Source organism: Microbacterium sp. LKL04 (assembly GCF_900102005.1).
In the GTDB taxonomy this organism is placed as follows: domain Bacteria; phylum Actinomycetota; class Actinomycetes; order Actinomycetales; family Microbacteriaceae; genus Microbacterium.
In genome coordinates this window covers 2,841,678-2,856,281 of the sequence record NZ_LT627736.1, presented here as the reverse complement: position 1 = coordinate 2,856,281, position 14,604 = coordinate 2,841,678, and the positions used below count along the sequence as shown (strand labels likewise).

Sequence of the window (14,604 nt, the reverse complement as noted above, 5' to 3'; positions counted from 1 at the left end):
CAGGTCAGCGCAGGGACAGCATGTCGTCGAGGTAGTCCGCGAGGGGTCGCGGCGGGCCGGTGTGGCTCCACGCGATGTGCGGCACGCCGTTCACGAGCGAGAGGATGCCCGAGCTCTCGCCGCGGTCGACGGCGTCGGCATCCATCTCGGTCCAGCCGAGGTGCAGCACCTCGCCCTCGGCGAACCCGCCCCGGGCGGCCGCGGCAGCCCGTTCCGACCGCGCCCGCTGCGCCTCGGCGGTGTACCCGCGGATCGCGTCGTGCCGCGCGCGGAGCACCTCCCCGGTCGCGAACACGCGCCCGTCGCCGAGCAGCAGCGCCCCGACATGCCACGCCTCTGTCACGGGCACGATCCGGGGCGCCCGCCCGATGCCCAGGATGCGACGGTTCGCCGCCCATTCCCCCAGCCGCTCGCGCGGCGAGCCGGCCAGGCGCTCGCGTGCCGCCTGCAGCAGGCCGGTGACGGATGCCACCGTCAGACGAGGTGCGTCGGCGACACCGCTCCGGCGCCGCGGATCTGCTGGTGCAGGCGGGTCATCCGGGCGTCGAGCTCGGCGGCGGCGTCGGCGGCGTCCTTCAGCTGTCCGAGCAGATTGTCGGGGACCTGACGCTCGTACTTGTAGTAGATCTTGTGCTCCAGGCTCGCCCAGAAGTCCATCGCGATCGTGCGGAACTGCACCTCGACCGGCACGTCCACGCGCCCGGTCGAGAGGTAGACCGGCACCTCGAGGATTGCGTGCAGACTCTTGTAGCCGTTGCCCTTGGGGGTCGCGATGTAGTCCTCGACCTCGCGCACGGTGATGTCGTCCTGCGCGCTCAGCAGGTCGAACAGGCGGTACACGTCGTTCACGAAACTGCAGGTGATGCGGATGCCGGCGATGTCGGTGATGTGCGCTCGAACGGAATCGAAATCGGGATCGATGCCGCGGCGCTGGATCTTCTCGACGAGACTGTCGGGCGACTTCACGCGGCTCGAGACGTGCTCGATCGGGTTGTAGTCGTGCATCTCGTGGAACTCCTCGCGGAGGATCGAGATCTTCGTCTCGATCTCCTGCAGCCCGAACCGGTACTCCATGAGGAAACGCTGGAACTCGTCGCGCATGCTGCGGAGGGAGGAGGCGGAGACCGTGATCTGCTGCTCTTCGAGCGGAGTGGACATGAGCCGACCGTATCGGGAACCGCCCAGAGCGTGCTGGGAGAGATTCCTCAATCGGGCGGAGGCGGCGCGGTCGTCGCCCGGGGCACGAGCGCCGTGGGCAGTCGCAGGTGGGTGGCGGCGGGCGCACCCCCGCCCATGAGCTCCAGCAGCATCGTGACCGCTTCGGCGCCGAGGCGCTGCATGGGCTGACGGACGGTCGTCAGCGCGGGCACCGCCTGCGAGGCATCCGGAACGTCGTCGAAACCCACGACCGAAAGATCGTCGGGCACCGACAGTCCGTGCTCGTGCGCGACGCGGATCACCGTGAGCGCCGAGACGTCGTTGGCGGCGAACACGGCGGTGGGTCGATCGGGGCGTCGCAGCAACCGCGTCGCCGCCTCGCGTGAGATGTCCTCGACGTAGCGTCCGACGCCGACGAGTCCCGGATCGAACGGGATGCGGGCGTCCTCGAGCGCCCGCCGATAGCCGCCCTCGCGCAGCATCGACGATCGCAGATCGGGACGCCCCGCGACGAAGCCGATGCGCCGGTGCCCGAGCGAGACGAGGTAGGCGACCGCGTGCCGGGCGCCGGCGAAGCTGTCGGACTCGACGGTGGGGAGATCCGCCGGTCCCGTGTGCGGATCGATCGCGACCACGGGAACCTCAGCCGTGACGTTCACGACCGTGGGCGTCACCATGATGACCCCGTCGACGAGGGTGCCGCTGAGCCGGCTGAGCGAACGCCGCTCCCACCCGTCGCTCGAGACCGCCCGCGACCCGCTGTAGGCGAGCAGGTCGAGGCGCGAGTCTCGCAGAGCCGCGCCCACCCCCTTGAGGACCTCGGCGGAGAAGGGCTCGAAGTCGGCGACGAGGACGCCCACGACACCGGTCTGACGCGCCCGCATGCTGCTCGCGACGAGGCTCGACTCGTAGCCGAGTTCCTCGACGGCGGTGAGTACTCGCTGCACCGTCGCCGGGGCGACGCCGTACCGACCGTTGACGGCTTTCGACACGGTCGCGACCGAGACGCCCGCCGCGGCGGCGACGTCGTGAATCGTGGCGCGGCTTCGCATGCGTCGAAGCGTAGCGCCATGGAAAACATTTTCGAAAACGTTTGACGCCGGCGGCAACAATTCCGACACTGGGGACCGAACCCCCGGCACGCACCGCCGGGACCACCTGCACCTCGACGAACGAGCGTGCACTCAATGAGGAGATCGGTGATCACATGAGGACCAGAAGGATCATGGCGGGGCTCGCGGCGGTAGCCGCAGCGACCCTCGCGCTCAGCGCCTGTTCGGGCGACAACGGCGGCGGCAGCGGCGACGGCACCGTCGAGATGACGCTGTGGCAGAACTCGACGACCGGCCCGGGCCAGCAGTTCTGGAAGGACGCGATCGCCGCCTTCGAGAAGGAGAACGACGGCGTCACGATCACCATGCAGTCCGTCCAGAACGAGGACATGGACGGCAAGCTGCAGACCGCCCTCAACGCGGGCGACCCGCCCGACATCTTCCTGCAGCGCGGCGGCGGCAAGATGACCGCGATGGCGAACGCGGGCCAGCTGATGGACCTGACGGACCTCATCTCCGACGACATCCGCGGTGAGATCTCCGAGGGCTCCTTCGCCGCCGAGACCTACCAGGACAAGGTCTGGGCGATGCCACTGTCGGTCCTCCCGGGCGGCTTCTTCTACAGCCAGGACGCCTTCGACGCGGCAGGCATCTCCGACACCCCCACGACGATCGACGACCTGAAGAGCTCCGTCGAAGCGCTGAAGGGCACCGGCATCGCGCCCATCGCCCTCGGCGCGAAGGATGCGTGGCCCGCCGCGCACTGGTACTACTTCTTCGCCATTCGCGAGTGCAGCCCGAAGGTGATCGAAGAGACGGGCGACTCGAAGGACTTCAGCGACGAGTGCTGGACGCGCGCGGCCGAGGACCTCACGGACTTCGCCGCGATCGAGCCCTTCAACGACGGCTTCCTCACCACCGCCGCACAGCAGGGCGCCGGCAGCTCGGCAGGCCTCGTCGCCAACCGCAAGGCCGCGATGGAGCTCATGGGTGCGTGGGACCCGGGCGTGATCGCCTCGCTGACGCCCGACGAGAAGCCGCTCCCCGACCTCGCCTGGTTCCCGTTCCCCGAGATCTCGGGCGGTGACGGCGAACCCGGTTCGATGATGGGTGGCGTCGACGGCTACTCATGCGCCGCACAGGCGCCCAAGGAGTGCGCCGACTTCCTGAACTTCATCGCCGGCTCCGAGCAGCAGACGAAGTACTACGAGGCGTTCCAGTCGCCGCCGGTCAACTCCGTCGCGCAGGAGGCCGTGACCGAGCCCTACCTGCAGCAGATCCTCGAGGCGTACAACAGCGCCCCGTTCGTCTCGCAGTGGCTCGACACCGTCCTCGGCCAGAACGTCGGCAACGCGCTGAACGTCGCCGTCGTCGACATGCTCGCCGGGGGCAGCGACCCGCAGAAGTTCATCGCCGCCGTGAACGCCGCCGGCGCGCAGGGCTGAAATGACCGTTCGCGAGATGTCCGTCTCGGACACCCCTGCTCTCGCGGCGCACGCCGGGGGCGGCGACTCGTCGCCCCCGGCCCGGCCGCGGTCCCGCCGCCGGCGGGGCCTCGGCTGGTCGGGGCGGCTGGAGGTCCTCCTCCTCGCCGGACCCGCCGTCGTGTTCTTCGTCGGGTTCGTGGTCCTGCCGGTCCTGATGGCCGCCTACTACGGCTTCTTCCGGTGGTCGGGGTTCGGGCCTGCCACCGACTTCGTCGGGCTGAAGAACTACATCACGATCTTCAGCGACCCGAACTTCCAGAGCGCTCTGCTGCACAACGCCTTCATCGTCGTCATGTCGCTCGTCCTGCAGGGGCCGATCGCGATCCTGTTGGCGCTGCTCCTCAACCGCAAGATGCGGGGACAGTCCGTCATCCGCGTCCTCATCTTCGTGCCCTACGTCATCGCCGAGGTCGTCGTCGGCACGGGGTTCAGCCTGCTGCTGTCGACGAACGGCGCCGCGAACGGCGTGCTCGAGAAGCTCGGCCTCGGCGGGCTCACACAGGACTGGCTCGCCGACCCGTCGATCGCGATCTGGACGCTCATGGCGATCCTCACCTGGAAGTACGTCGGCTTCGCCGTCATCCTCTTCCTCGCGGGACTCCAGGGGATCCCCGAGGAGCTCTACGAGGCGGCCGCCATCGACGGCGCGTCGTACTGGCAGATCCAGCGGCAAATCGCACTCCCCCTGCTCGCACCCACCCTGCGCATCTGGGCGTTCCTGTCGATCATCGGCGCCCTGCAGCTGTTCGACCTCGTCTACATCATCTGGGGCCAGTACGTCTCGTCGGTCGCCGGCACCAACACGATGGCGATCTACATGGTCGTGACCGGCCGCAACGCCGGCAACTTCGGCTACGGCAACGCGGTCGCCGTCGTCATCTTCGTCATCTCGCTCATCGTCGCGCTGATCTACCAGCGCTCCGTGCTCCGCCGCGACACCGCGGGGGCCATCACAGAGAGGGGCGTGCAGTGAGCGCCACCATGACCCTCGTCACGGCACCGCCCGCCGACGTCCGTCCGCGCCGTGCGCCGCGGGAGAAGCTGCCGTGGGGCTCCCCCGTCGTCTACTTCGTCGCCCTCGCGGTCATCGCGCTCATGCTCGGCCCGGTGATCTACATCATCATCGGAGGGTTCCGCTCGAACTCCGCGATCACGGTCGACCCAGCAGGGTTCCCCGACCCGTGGAACGTCGAGAACTACGTCGGCGTCATCACGAGCGGCCAGTTCTGGGGACAGGTCGGCAACTCGACGTTCGTCGCCCTCGCCACCACGATCGGCGCCGTCGCCCTCGGCATCGCCGCCAGCTACGTGATCGCCCGGTACAGCTTCACGGGTCGCGGATTCCTCTACGCCCTGTTCGCGTCGGGCCTCATGTTCCCGATCACCGTCGCGATCACGCCGCTGTACATCGTGATCCGGTCACTCGGGCTGATGAACACCCTGCCGGGCATCATCCTCCCGCAGATCGCGTTCGCCCTGCCGACGACGATCATCATCCTCGTCCCGTTCCTGCGGGCGATCCCCGACGAAATCCAGGAGGCCGCGTCGATCGACGGCTGCAGCCGCCTCGGCTTCTTCTGGCGGATGGTGCTGCCGTTGGCCGTACCCGGTGTCATCACCGTCGGCATCCTCGCCTTCATCGGCAGCTGGAACGCATACCTGCTGCCGCTGTTCATCCTCAACAACGAGTCGCAGTTCACCCTCCCGCTGGGCGTGCAGGCGTTCTCGTCGCAGTACTCCGTCGACACGGCGCGCGTGCTCGCGTTCACCTCGCTGTCGATGCTCCCCGCTCTGCTGTTCTTCAGCCTGTTCGAGCGGCGCATCGTCGGCGGTCTCACCGGAGCCGTGAAGGGCTGACATGACCGATCTCTCCTCGCGGGCCTCGGCCCGCGTGCACGATCTGCTCGCGCAGATGACCCTCGAAGAGAAGGCCGCGCAGCTCGTCGGATACTGGGTGGACCAGGGCGGCGAGGTCGTCGCTCCCCTGGCCGACGAGATGGTGACGACGACGAAATACGCGGATGCCACGGCTCACGGCCTCGGCCATCTCACCCGTGTCTACGGCACGCGTCCCGTCGACCCGGTCGAGCGGGCGGCCTGGCTCTGGGAGGAGCAGCGGCGCCTGCGCGCCGAAACCCGGCTCGGGATCCCCGCGATCGTCCACGAGGAGTGCCTCACCGGCCTCGCCGCGTGGAAGGCGGCGACGTATCCGACTCCGCTCGCGTGGGGCGCATCGTTCGATCCGGAGCTGGTCGCCGAGATGGGCGCCGCGATCGGCGATTCGATGCGCGAGCTGGGCATCCACCAGGGGCTCGCCCCCGTGCTTGACGTCATCCGCGACCCCCGCTGGGGACGCGTCGACGAGTGCATCGGCGAAGACCCGTACCTCGTCGGAACGGTCGGGACGGCCTATGTGCGAGGCCTCCAGTCGGCGGGGGTCGACGCGACTCTCAAGCACTTCGTCGGGTACTCCGGGTCGCAGGCGGCGCGCAACCATGCCCCCGTGCACGCCGGCCCCCGCGAAGTCGCCGACGTGCTGCTGCCGCCGTTCGAGATGGCGATCCGCGACGGCGGCGCGGCATCCGTCATGAACTCGTACGCCGAGATCGACGGCGAGCCCGTCGCGGCGAGCGCGCACTACCTCGACGAGGTGCTGCGCGGCCGGCTCGGGTTCTCGGGCCCGGTCGTGTCGGACTACTTCTCGGTCGCCTTCCTGCAGACCACCCACGGGGTGGCCGCGGACCTCGGTGAGGCGGCGGAGGTGGCCCTGCGCGCCGGCATCGACGTCGAGCTGCCGACGGGTGACGCGTTCGCCGCCCCGATGCTCGAGCGCATCCGCTCGGGTGGGATGGATGCCGCGCTGCTGGATGCCGCCGTGCTCCGCGTCCTGGCGCAGAAGGAGCGACTCGGTCTGCTCGACGAGACGTTCGAGACGCCGCCGGTCGAGGTCGACCTCGACGGGCCGCGTCACCGCGACCTCGCGCGCAGGCTCGCGGCCGAGTCGGTCGTGCTCGTGAGCAACGACGGGACGCTGCCGGCGGCATCCGCTCGTCGTATCGCCCTCATCGGGCCGAACGCCGACTCGGCGGAGGCGCTCATGGGCTGCTATTCGTTCGTCAACCATGTGCTCGCGCACCACCCGGGCACACCGCACGGGATCGAACTCCCGACCGTCCGCGACGCGTTCGTCGCCGAGTATCCGGATGCCGAGATCGCCTACGCACGCGGCTGCGGTGTCGAGGACGGCGACGAGTCCGGCATCGGCGACGCGGTCGACGCCGCAGCGGCGGCGGAGATCGCCGTCGTGGTCGTCGGCGACCGCGCCGGCCTGTTCGGCCGCGGGACCGTCGGCGAGGGCAACGACGTTGACGACCTCGAACTGCCCGGCGTGCAACGGCAGCTCGTCGAGCGCGTCGTCGCGACCGGCACCCCCGTCGTGCTCGTGATCTTGTCGGGCCGCCCGTACGCGATCGGGTGGGCCCTCGACGGCGAGCGCCCCGTCGCCGCCGCACTGCAGTCCTTCTTCCCCGGCGAGGAGGGCGCCGACCCGATCGCGGGAATCGTCTCGGGACGGCTGTCGCCGTCGGGCCGACTCCCCGTGACCCTGCCGCGGTCGGCGGGCGCCCAGCCCTACAGCTATCTGCACCCGCGGCTGGGCGGACCGATCGACGTGACGAGCGCCGACCCGACCCCGGTGCGTCCGTTCGGGCACGGGCTGACCTACACGACGTTCGTGCACGAGGATCTGCGGGCGGCCGCGTCGGTCGCCGCCGGCGACACCCTCGAGGTCTCGGTCTTTGTCCGCAACACCGGCGAGCGTGCGGGTACCGATGTCGTCCAGCTCTACGCGCACGACCCGGTCGCGAGCCTCACGCGCCCCGTCGCGCAGCTGATGGCCTACCACCGCCTCGAGCTCGAACCGGGCGAGAGCGCGCGCGTCGTGTTCGCGCTGCCGACGGCGCGCTTCGCGTTCACGGGGCGCGACGGCCGCCGCATCGTCGAGGCGGGACGGATCGACCTCTGGATCGGCTCGTCGTGCGAGGACCGCGAGAGCGTCGCCGCCGTCGAGGTGACCGGCGAGCACGTCGTCACACCCGACGACGCCCGGATCGTCCCCGTGCGCGTCGTGGCGGACGCCGAGCTCGTCAGTCCGTGACGGTGAGGATCGTGCTCACGTCGAGGGCGTCGGCCGACGGTCCCGCCGCGAGGCGGTAGCCCCCCGGTTGCACCCGCAGCGCCTCGCCGTCCCACACGGCGAGGCGCTCGACCGTGAAGCGCACCTTCGCCGTCTGCGTCTCGCCCGGCTCGACCCGCACGCGGGTGTATCCGAGCAGCAGCCGGCGCGGCGCCGCGATCGGCAGCTCCGGAGCCACGGAGTAGACCTGCACGAGCTCCTCCACGGCACGCTCCGACCGGTTCGCGAGCCGGACGCGCGCGGTGACGATCTGCTCGTCGGCGCGAGGATCGAGGGCGGGATGCCGCAGGGTGGGCGCGGGCGCCGTCACCGCTCCGGCATCCACGTCGACGGCCTCGTAGACGACGGCGCCGTAGCCGAGACCGTGGCCGAACGCGAAGGCGTACGGGGCGGGCTGATGCCGGTAGGTCGCCTGCTGGCGCTGCGTGTCGTAGTCGAAGAGGTCGCCCGCCTGGTCGGGGTGCGCCGGCCAGGACTGCGCGAGGCGTCCTGAGGGCTCGCGGTCGCCGCTCAGGACGTCGAGCAGGCCGTGGCCGAGTTCCTGCCCCGCGTGACTCGACCAGACGACGGTCGCCGCGTCGGCGGCATCCGCGAGGACGTACGGAAAGCTCGAGACGATCGTCAGCACGGACCGCGGGTTGGCGGAGCGCGCCGCCTGCCACAGGTCCGTCGCCGCGTCCGGCAGCAGCAGGTGAGGACGGTCGGCGGTCTCGCGGCCGGACAGGTGCGGGTCGTTGCCCACGGCGACGAGGACGACGTCGGCCGCCGCGGCGGCGCGCGCAACCTCCTCCAGCCCGCGGCGGACCGTCTCGACCTCGAAGCGCGTGGCGTCGTCGAGGATGAGCCCCTCGGCCACGAGCAGACCCACGTCGCGGACGACGCGCACCCACCGGCCCGAGCCGAGGTGCAGCAGCGACCAAGAGCCGTCCTCGTGCACGTGCCGGCGGAAGCTCTCCTGCACGACCCAGCCGCCCACCCGCTCGGCGTCGGCCCGCATGGGCCAGGCACCACCGGTGAGCAGGCGTCCGCTCGCGTGGGAACGGAGGGTCAGGATGCCGTCGCCCCAGTCCGTGACGTCGAACAGGCTCGCGTCGGTGCGGCCGGCCGCAACGGCGTCGACGACCCCCTCGGGCGCGGCGGTGACATAGCCCGACGCGGCCCGGAGCGCGACGGTGTCGGCGCCGGTCACGACCTCGACCGCGGCTGTCGGGTATCGCTCGCGCACACCCTGCGCGATGCCGACGGCGTAGGGCGTAGTGCCGGAGTACCAGTCGGTGAGGACGACATCCGCCATCGGTCCGACGACGGCGACCGACGCGGGCTCGGCGAACGGCAGCACCCCGGCGTCGTTCCGCAGCAGCACGACCTGACGGGCGACCGCCTCGCGGGCGAGCTCGCGCGCGGCGGGCGTGTCGATCTCGTCAGGTCCGATCGCGGCGTACGGATCGTCGCCGCCGTCGAACTCGCCGGTGCGGATGCGCATCTCGAGGAGCCGCAGGACCGCGGCATCCACGTCGTCGTCCGTCAGCAGACCCTGTGCGAGGGCGCCTCGGACGGCCTCGAGGCTCGGCGTCGGGTCGGGTCCGTCGTCGGTGAACGAGTCCATGCCGCTGCGCACGAGGGCGGCGGCGCCGTGGATCTTGTCGGGCTGCGCGCGCTGGATCGAGACGAGGAAGCTCGGTGCACCGGCATCCGACACGACGGCGATCGACTCGTCGCTCCAGCTGCGGGCTTCGGCCACCAGCTCGGGCTGCGTGTGCGCCGGCACGCCGTTCACGCGGTTGTAGGCGAGCATCATGCTGCCGGCGACCTTCTGCTCGATCGCCGGGCGGAACGCCGGCAGCTCCTCTTCGTGGAGCGTGCGCGGCGACATCTCGGACGACGTCGCGGACCGGTCGGTCTCGTTGCTGTAGGCGAGGAAGTGCTTGAGAGAGGGCACCGTCTTCCAGACGCGCGGGTGGTCGCCGCGGAGCCCGCGGCTGTAGGCCGCGCCGAGCTGACCCGTGTAGTGCGGGTCCTCGGAGTACCCCTCTTCATTGCGCCCCCAGGCGGGATGCCGGAGCGTGTTGACCACGGGCGCCCATACGTTGAGGTCGACGTCCGCCCCCGAGGCGCGCTTGGCCCGGACTTCCGTCGCGACGAGCTCGCCGACTCGGGTCACGAACTCGGGGTCCCACGTCGCCGCGAGCCCCACCGGCTGCGGGAAGACCGTCGCGACGCCCACCCACGCGAGACCGTGCAGCGCCTCGCATCCGGTGTGGAACGGGCGGATGCCGAGGCGCTCCACCGCCGGCATGGCCTGGTGGAGCATCGCGATGCGTTCCTCCCTCGAGAGCCGCTCGAGCAGGTCGCGCGAGCGCTCGGTCAGCGGCAGGTCGATCCGGCGAAAGGCGTCGACCGTCACTCGGCGATCTCCAGCGAGACCGTCCCGGCGCCGACGACCGACGCCGTCCGCTCGCCGACCTGCAGGCTCCACGGCGCACGCGCATCCGACGACTCCGCGACGATCCGTCCGCCCTCGCGGCGCACGCGGAACACCGTCGCCGCTGCGCCGTCGTGACCGGGGACGGCCGTCTCGCCGTCGTACCCCTCGGGCAGCTCGAAGCAACGCAGCGTCACCCCGTCGGCCCAGTCGTAGTCGGGCCTGTCCTCGCGCGCGCCCCACGGCAGCACCGTGCCGGGACGCACACGCAGGGGAACCGAGTCGTAGCCGTGTCGCTCGGACTGCCACGTGCGGCCTTCGACCGCGTCACCGGTGAGGAGCGAGGTCCACCGGCCTTCGGGCAGGTAGTACTCGACGCTGCCGTCCTCGGCGAACACGGGGGCGACCATGAGGGAGTCGCCCAGCATGTACTGGACGTCGGCGTCGTGCGTCGACCGGTCACCGGGGAACTCGAGCACGAGCGGGCGCATCATCGGGATGCCGGCGGTGTGGGCCTCCTCCGCGATCCGGGCGAGGTACGGCATGAGGCGCAGCTTCAGCCGCGTGAACCGGCGCGTCACCTCGACCGCCTCGTCGTCGAACGCCCACGGCACCCGCACCGTGCCCGAGCCGTGCAGGCGGGAGTGCGAGGAGAGCAGACCGAACGCGAGCCAGCGCTTGAAGACACCGGCATCCGGTGTGCCCTCGAAGCCGCCGATGTCGTGGCTCCAGTATCCGAACCCGCTCATCGCGAGCGACAGGCCGCCGCGGAGGGTCTCGGCCATCGACAGGAGCGTCGAGTCGTTGTCGCCGCCCCAGTGCACCGGGAACTGCTGGCCGCCCGCCGTCGCCGAGCGGGCGTAGAGGACCGCCTCGCCGACGCCGCGCTCCTCCTCGAGCACCCGGAAGACGATCTCGTTGTAGAGCTGGGGGTAGTAGTTGTGCATCCGCTGCGGGTCGGAGCCGTCGTGCCACACGACGCCCTCGGTCGGAATGCGCTCACCGAAGTCGGTCTTGAAGCTGTCCGCCCCCTGCCGCACGAGGCGGCGCAGATGCTCGGCGTACCAGTCGGCCGCCTCGGGGTTCGTGAAGTCGACGATCGCCATGCCGGCCTGCCACATGTCCCACTGCCAGACCCCGCCGTCGGTCGTCTTCAGCAGGTAGCCGCGCTCCGCGGCCTCGGCGAAGATCGCTGAGCGCTGCGCGATGTAGGGATTGATCCACAGCGAGACGTGCAGGCCGCGCTCGCGGAGCCGCGCGAGCTGTCCGTCGGGGTCGGGGAACATGCGCGGGTCCCACGTGAAGTCGGTCCACTGGAACTCCCGCATCCAGAAGCAGTCGAAGTGGAACACCGACAGCGGCAGGTCGCGCGCGGCCATCCCGTCGACGAACTCGGTGACGCTCGCCTCGTCGTAGGCGGCCGTGAAAGATGTCGTCAGCCACAGGCCGAACGACCACGCCGGCACGCGGGCGGGACGCCCGGTGAGCGCCGTGTAGCGCCGCAGCACGTCCTTCGGCTCGGGCCCGGCGATGACGTAGTAGTCGAGGGTCTCGCCGGGAACCGAGAACTGCACGCGCGAATTGATCTCGGACCCGACCTCGAACGAGACCGCGTCGGGGCTGTCGACGAAGACGCCGTAGCCCCGGCTCGTCAGGTAGAACGGCACCGACTTGTACGCCTGCTCGCTCGAGGTGCCGCCGTCGGCGTTCCACGTGTCGATCGACTGGCCGTTCTTCGTGAACGCTCCGAAGCGCTCTCCGAACCCGTAGACGCGCTCCCCCGGTTCGATCGACAGCTGCTGGTGCACCCAGGTTCCGTCGGGTCCCGTCATGTGGCCGATCGACCGCGGCAGCGACGTCGTGAGCACACGGTCGCCCTGTTCGAACGCGACCCGCCAGGCACCGTCGCGCGACACGCGGACGCGGAGGTCACCGGCATCCAGCACACCCTCGGCGTCGTCGGCCGTCACGGTCGGCGTGTATCCCTCCTCGCCCGTCACCGCGAAGTCGGGACCGCGGTGACGCCCGCCGGCATGCCGCTGCACCCGCACCTTGATGACCCCGGGGGCCGGCGCCGAGAACGTCGTCGTGATCATCGGCCGGTTGAGCGTGTCGCCGCGGTGGCGGATGGCGGCGGTCGGCGCGAAGACGGTGAGGGTGCCCGCCCCGGTGTCGACGCGCACGTCGTCCACGGCGCTCGCATAGAGGCCGGTCACTCCCGGCCGCATGAGCCAGTAGCCGTCGGTGAACTTCATGTCCTTCGCCTTTCTGTCACGACTCGCGCGTCCCCCCGGGGGATCGTCACGTGATCGTCGATCTCGTCATCCGTCAGCAGGTCGATCCAGGCTCCAGGGAGCGGGATCGTCGCGTCGCGTGCGCCGCGGTTCAGCAGGAAGAGCGCGTCGCCTCGGCGGACGGCCTCGACCCCGTCGGACGGGTCGGCGAGCGCGCCGGCGACACCTGCGGCATCCAGGGCCTCGGCGACGATCGCGTCGAGCAGATCGTCCGCCAGCACGGCGCCCACGTACCAAGCGGTCCCGTTCCGCGTGACGACCGGACGCCCCGCGAGATCCCCTGAAGCGAAACTCGCCAGAACGTCGGCACCGTCGGTGCGCAGCTTCTCGCCGAGGGTGTGAGCGAGCGATGCCGCCCACCGCCCGTCAGCAGAGGCGACGGCGACGCCGTCGTCGGGGAGCCCGGCCCACTCCTCGCCGCTGACGCCGAGCATCTCGCGCAGGAGCACGGGCGAGCGACCCGTGAGGATGTGCCCGTGCTCGTCGGCGACGCCGCTGAACGGGCCGACGACGACCTGGGCGCCGCGGGCTGCGGCCTCGGTCAGGCGGGCCGCGTCGTCGGGGCGAAGGACGTACCCATGCGGCAAGAGCACGACGTCGTAGGCGCTGAGGTCGGCACCGAATCGGACGACGTCGACGGGGATGCCGCGCCGCCACAACGGGCGGTACCACCGACGCATCTGATCGAGACCGTCGAAGCGGGCCGTCGGACGCGCAGGTTCGTCCGAGGCCCACCACGACGGCCAGTCGAAGAGCACCGCGGTGCGCGCGGCGACGCGGCCGCCCACCACGGGCCGAAGTCGCTCGAGCTCGCGACCCTGGCGGCAGACACCCTCGAAGACCTCCGTGTCGGCGCCGGCGTGGGGCAGCATCGCGGAGTGGAAGCGCTCGGCCCCGGCCGAGGACTGTCGCCACTGGAAGAAGCAGATACCGTCGGCACCGCGCGCGACCGCCTGCAGGGTGTCGAGGCGCGCCCGCGCGGGCGTCTTCGGGAGGTTGTGCGGGCGCCACTGGACGGCGCTGATCGCCTGTTCCATCAGTACCCACGGCCGGCCGTCGCCGAGACCGCGCATGAGGTCCTGCACGAAGGCCATGTCGAGCGGGCTGTCGGGGTCGGCGGGGTCGGGGTACTGGTCGTCGCTCACGACGTCGACGTCGTCCGCCCACGACCAGTAGTCGACGTGCGCGAACGCGCCCATGAAGTTGGTCGTGATCGGCTGGGTGGCCCCGGCGCCCCGGATGGTGTCGCGGAGCTCTCGGTAGCAGTCGCGGAGCTCGTCGGAGGTGAACCGGCGGAAGTCGAGCGACTGCGTCGGGTTGATGAGGTACGGCGCGCGGCGCGGCGGCAGGATCTCGGCGACGTCCGCATAGCGCTGCGCCCAGAACGCGGTGCCCCACGCGCGGTTGATCTCGTCGATCGAGCCGTACCGGCGCAGCAGCCATTCGCGGAAGGCCCGCGCCGCCTCGTCGCCGTGGTCGATCTGCCCGTACTCGTTGCCGACATGCCACATCCGGACGGCCGGGTGGTTCGCGTAGCGCGACGCGAGGTCCGCTGTGATCGCGCGCGCCGCCTCGCGGTACACCCGCGAGGACGGGGAGAACTGGTTGCGCGAGCCGGCGACCAGTCGCACGCCGTCACGGTCGACGGGAAGTGTCTCGGGATGCCGGACCCCGAGCCACGGCGGCGGTGAGGCCGTCGGCGTCGCGAGGTCGACGGCGATCCCGCCGGCGTGGAGCAGGTCCAGGACCTCGTCGAGCCAGGCGAACTCCCGCGCCCCGGGGGTCGGTTCGAGCTCCGCCCAGCTGAAGACGCCGACCGTGACGAGGTTCACGCCGGCGCGCTGCATGAGGGCGACGTCCTCGCGCCAGACCTCGGGCGACCACTGCTCGGGGTTGTAGTCTCCGCCGAAGAGGATGCCGCGCTCGGCCGACAGGGATGCGAAGGCCGAACGGGAGGCAGAGGTCATGACCGGACGGGCCTTTCAGCGGATGTGGA

10 protein-coding genes are annotated in these 14,604 nt (G+C 70.8%); 4 read left to right on the top strand and 6 right to left on the bottom strand.

Going from position 1 to position 14,604, the window contains the following annotated elements:
• Nucleotides 1–4: 4 nt before the first annotated feature.
• The 3 genes from BLP38_RS13905 to BLP38_RS13895 are packed head-to-tail and all read right to left on the bottom strand — an operon-like array spanning nucleotide 5 to nucleotide 2,267.
• Entirely contained in the window at nucleotides 5–472 is a 468-nt protein-coding gene (locus BLP38_RS13905) for a glutaminase (protein ID WP_231916524.1), read from the bottom strand.
• A 2-nt stretch (nucleotides 473–474) separates the two neighbouring features.
• Entirely contained in the window at nucleotides 475–1,158 is a 684-nt protein-coding gene (locus BLP38_RS13900; RefSeq protein WP_091359179.1) for a GTP pyrophosphokinase, read from the bottom strand.
• Between the two features lie 47 nt (nucleotides 1,159–1,205).
• Nucleotides 1,206–2,267 carry a LacI family DNA-binding transcriptional regulator gene (locus BLP38_RS13895; protein ID WP_269457019.1) on the bottom strand — a complete coding sequence of 354 codons (1,062 nt, stop codon included), beginning with the start codon at nucleotides 2,265–2,267 and terminating at the stop codon, nucleotides 1,206–1,208.
• A gap of 116 nt (nucleotides 2,268–2,383) precedes the next feature.
• Between BLP38_RS13895 and BLP38_RS13890 the strand changes: the two genes are divergently transcribed.
• Genes BLP38_RS13890 through BLP38_RS13875 form a run of 4 tightly spaced genes read left to right on the top strand, consistent with a single transcriptional unit; the run spans nucleotide 2,384 to nucleotide 7,853 of the window.
• The gene (locus BLP38_RS13890; RefSeq protein WP_091359171.1) at nucleotides 2,384–3,655 is read left to right on the top strand and encodes an ABC transporter substrate-binding protein; all 1,272 of its coding nucleotides are present in this window, start codon (nucleotides 2,384–2,386) and stop codon (nucleotides 3,653–3,655) included.
• Nucleotides 3,656–3,671: 16 nt separating this feature from the next.
• Nucleotides 3,672–4,670 (top strand): carbohydrate ABC transporter permease, encoded by a 999-nt coding sequence (locus BLP38_RS13885; RefSeq protein ID WP_172824709.1) that lies wholly within the window; start codon nucleotides 3,672–3,674, stop codon nucleotides 4,668–4,670.
• A gap of 8 nt (nucleotides 4,671–4,678) precedes the next feature.
• Nucleotides 4,679–5,554: a carbohydrate ABC transporter permease gene (locus BLP38_RS13880; protein WP_091359161.1), complete on the top strand. Its 876-nt coding sequence runs from the start codon at nucleotides 4,679–4,681 to the stop codon at nucleotides 5,552–5,554.
• Nucleotide 5,555: 1 nt separating this feature from the next.
• The gene (locus BLP38_RS13875; RefSeq protein WP_091359157.1) at nucleotides 5,556–7,853 is read left to right on the top strand and encodes a glycoside hydrolase family 3 N-terminal domain-containing protein; all 2,298 of its coding nucleotides are present in this window, start codon (nucleotides 5,556–5,558) and stop codon (nucleotides 7,851–7,853) included.
• Here the strand turns inward: BLP38_RS13875 and BLP38_RS13870 are convergent.
• Genes BLP38_RS13870 through BLP38_RS13860 form a run of 3 tightly spaced genes read right to left on the bottom strand, consistent with a single transcriptional unit; the run spans nucleotide 7,843 to nucleotide 14,575 of the window.
• Nucleotides 7,843–10,296 (bottom strand): glycoside hydrolase family 3 C-terminal domain-containing protein, encoded by a 2,454-nt coding sequence (locus BLP38_RS13870; protein ID WP_091359154.1) that lies wholly within the window; start codon nucleotides 10,294–10,296, stop codon nucleotides 7,843–7,845. The two genes, BLP38_RS13875 and BLP38_RS13870, sit on opposite strands and share 11 nt — an antisense overlap.
• Nucleotides 10,293–12,569 (bottom strand): alpha-xylosidase, encoded by a 2,277-nt coding sequence (gene yicI, locus BLP38_RS13865; protein WP_091359151.1) that lies wholly within the window; start codon nucleotides 12,567–12,569, stop codon nucleotides 10,293–10,295. Before yicI ends, BLP38_RS13870 begins: the two co-directional genes overlap by 4 nt.
• Complete coding sequence (locus BLP38_RS13860) at nucleotides 12,566–14,575, bottom strand: beta-galactosidase (RefSeq protein ID WP_091359146.1); 2,010 nt, start codon at nucleotides 14,573–14,575, stop codon at nucleotides 12,566–12,568. The genes yicI and BLP38_RS13860 overlap by 4 nt, the downstream gene beginning before the upstream one ends.
• Between the last annotated feature and the right edge of the window lie 29 nt (nucleotides 14,576–14,604).

Excerpts from the sequence above, each read along its gene's own strand:
- BLP38_RS13900 (WP_091359179.1), bottom strand. The coding sequence starts at position 1,158 with ATGTCCACTCCGCTCGAAGAGCAGCAGATCACGGTCTCCGCCTCCTCC.
- BLP38_RS13890 (WP_091359171.1), top strand. The coding sequence starts at position 2,384 with ATGGCGGGGCTCGCGGCGGTAGCCGCAGCGACCCTCGCGCTCAGCGCC.
- BLP38_RS13885 (WP_172824709.1), top strand. The coding sequence starts at position 3,672 with ATGTCCGTCTCGGACACCCCTGCTCTCGCGGCGCACGCCGGGGGCGGC.
- BLP38_RS13880 (WP_091359161.1), top strand. The coding sequence starts at position 4,679 with ATGACCCTCGTCACGGCACCGCCCGCCGACGTCCGTCCGCGCCGTGCG.
- BLP38_RS13875 (WP_091359157.1), top strand. The coding sequence starts at position 5,556 with ATGACCGATCTCTCCTCGCGGGCCTCGGCCCGCGTGCACGATCTGCTC.
- yicI (WP_091359151.1), bottom strand. The coding sequence starts at position 12,569 with ATGAAGTTCACCGACGGCTACTGGCTCATGCGGCCGGGAGTGACCGGC.
- BLP38_RS13860 (WP_091359146.1), bottom strand. The coding sequence starts at position 14,575 with ATGACCTCTGCCTCCCGTTCGGCCTTCGCATCCCTGTCGGCCGAGCGC.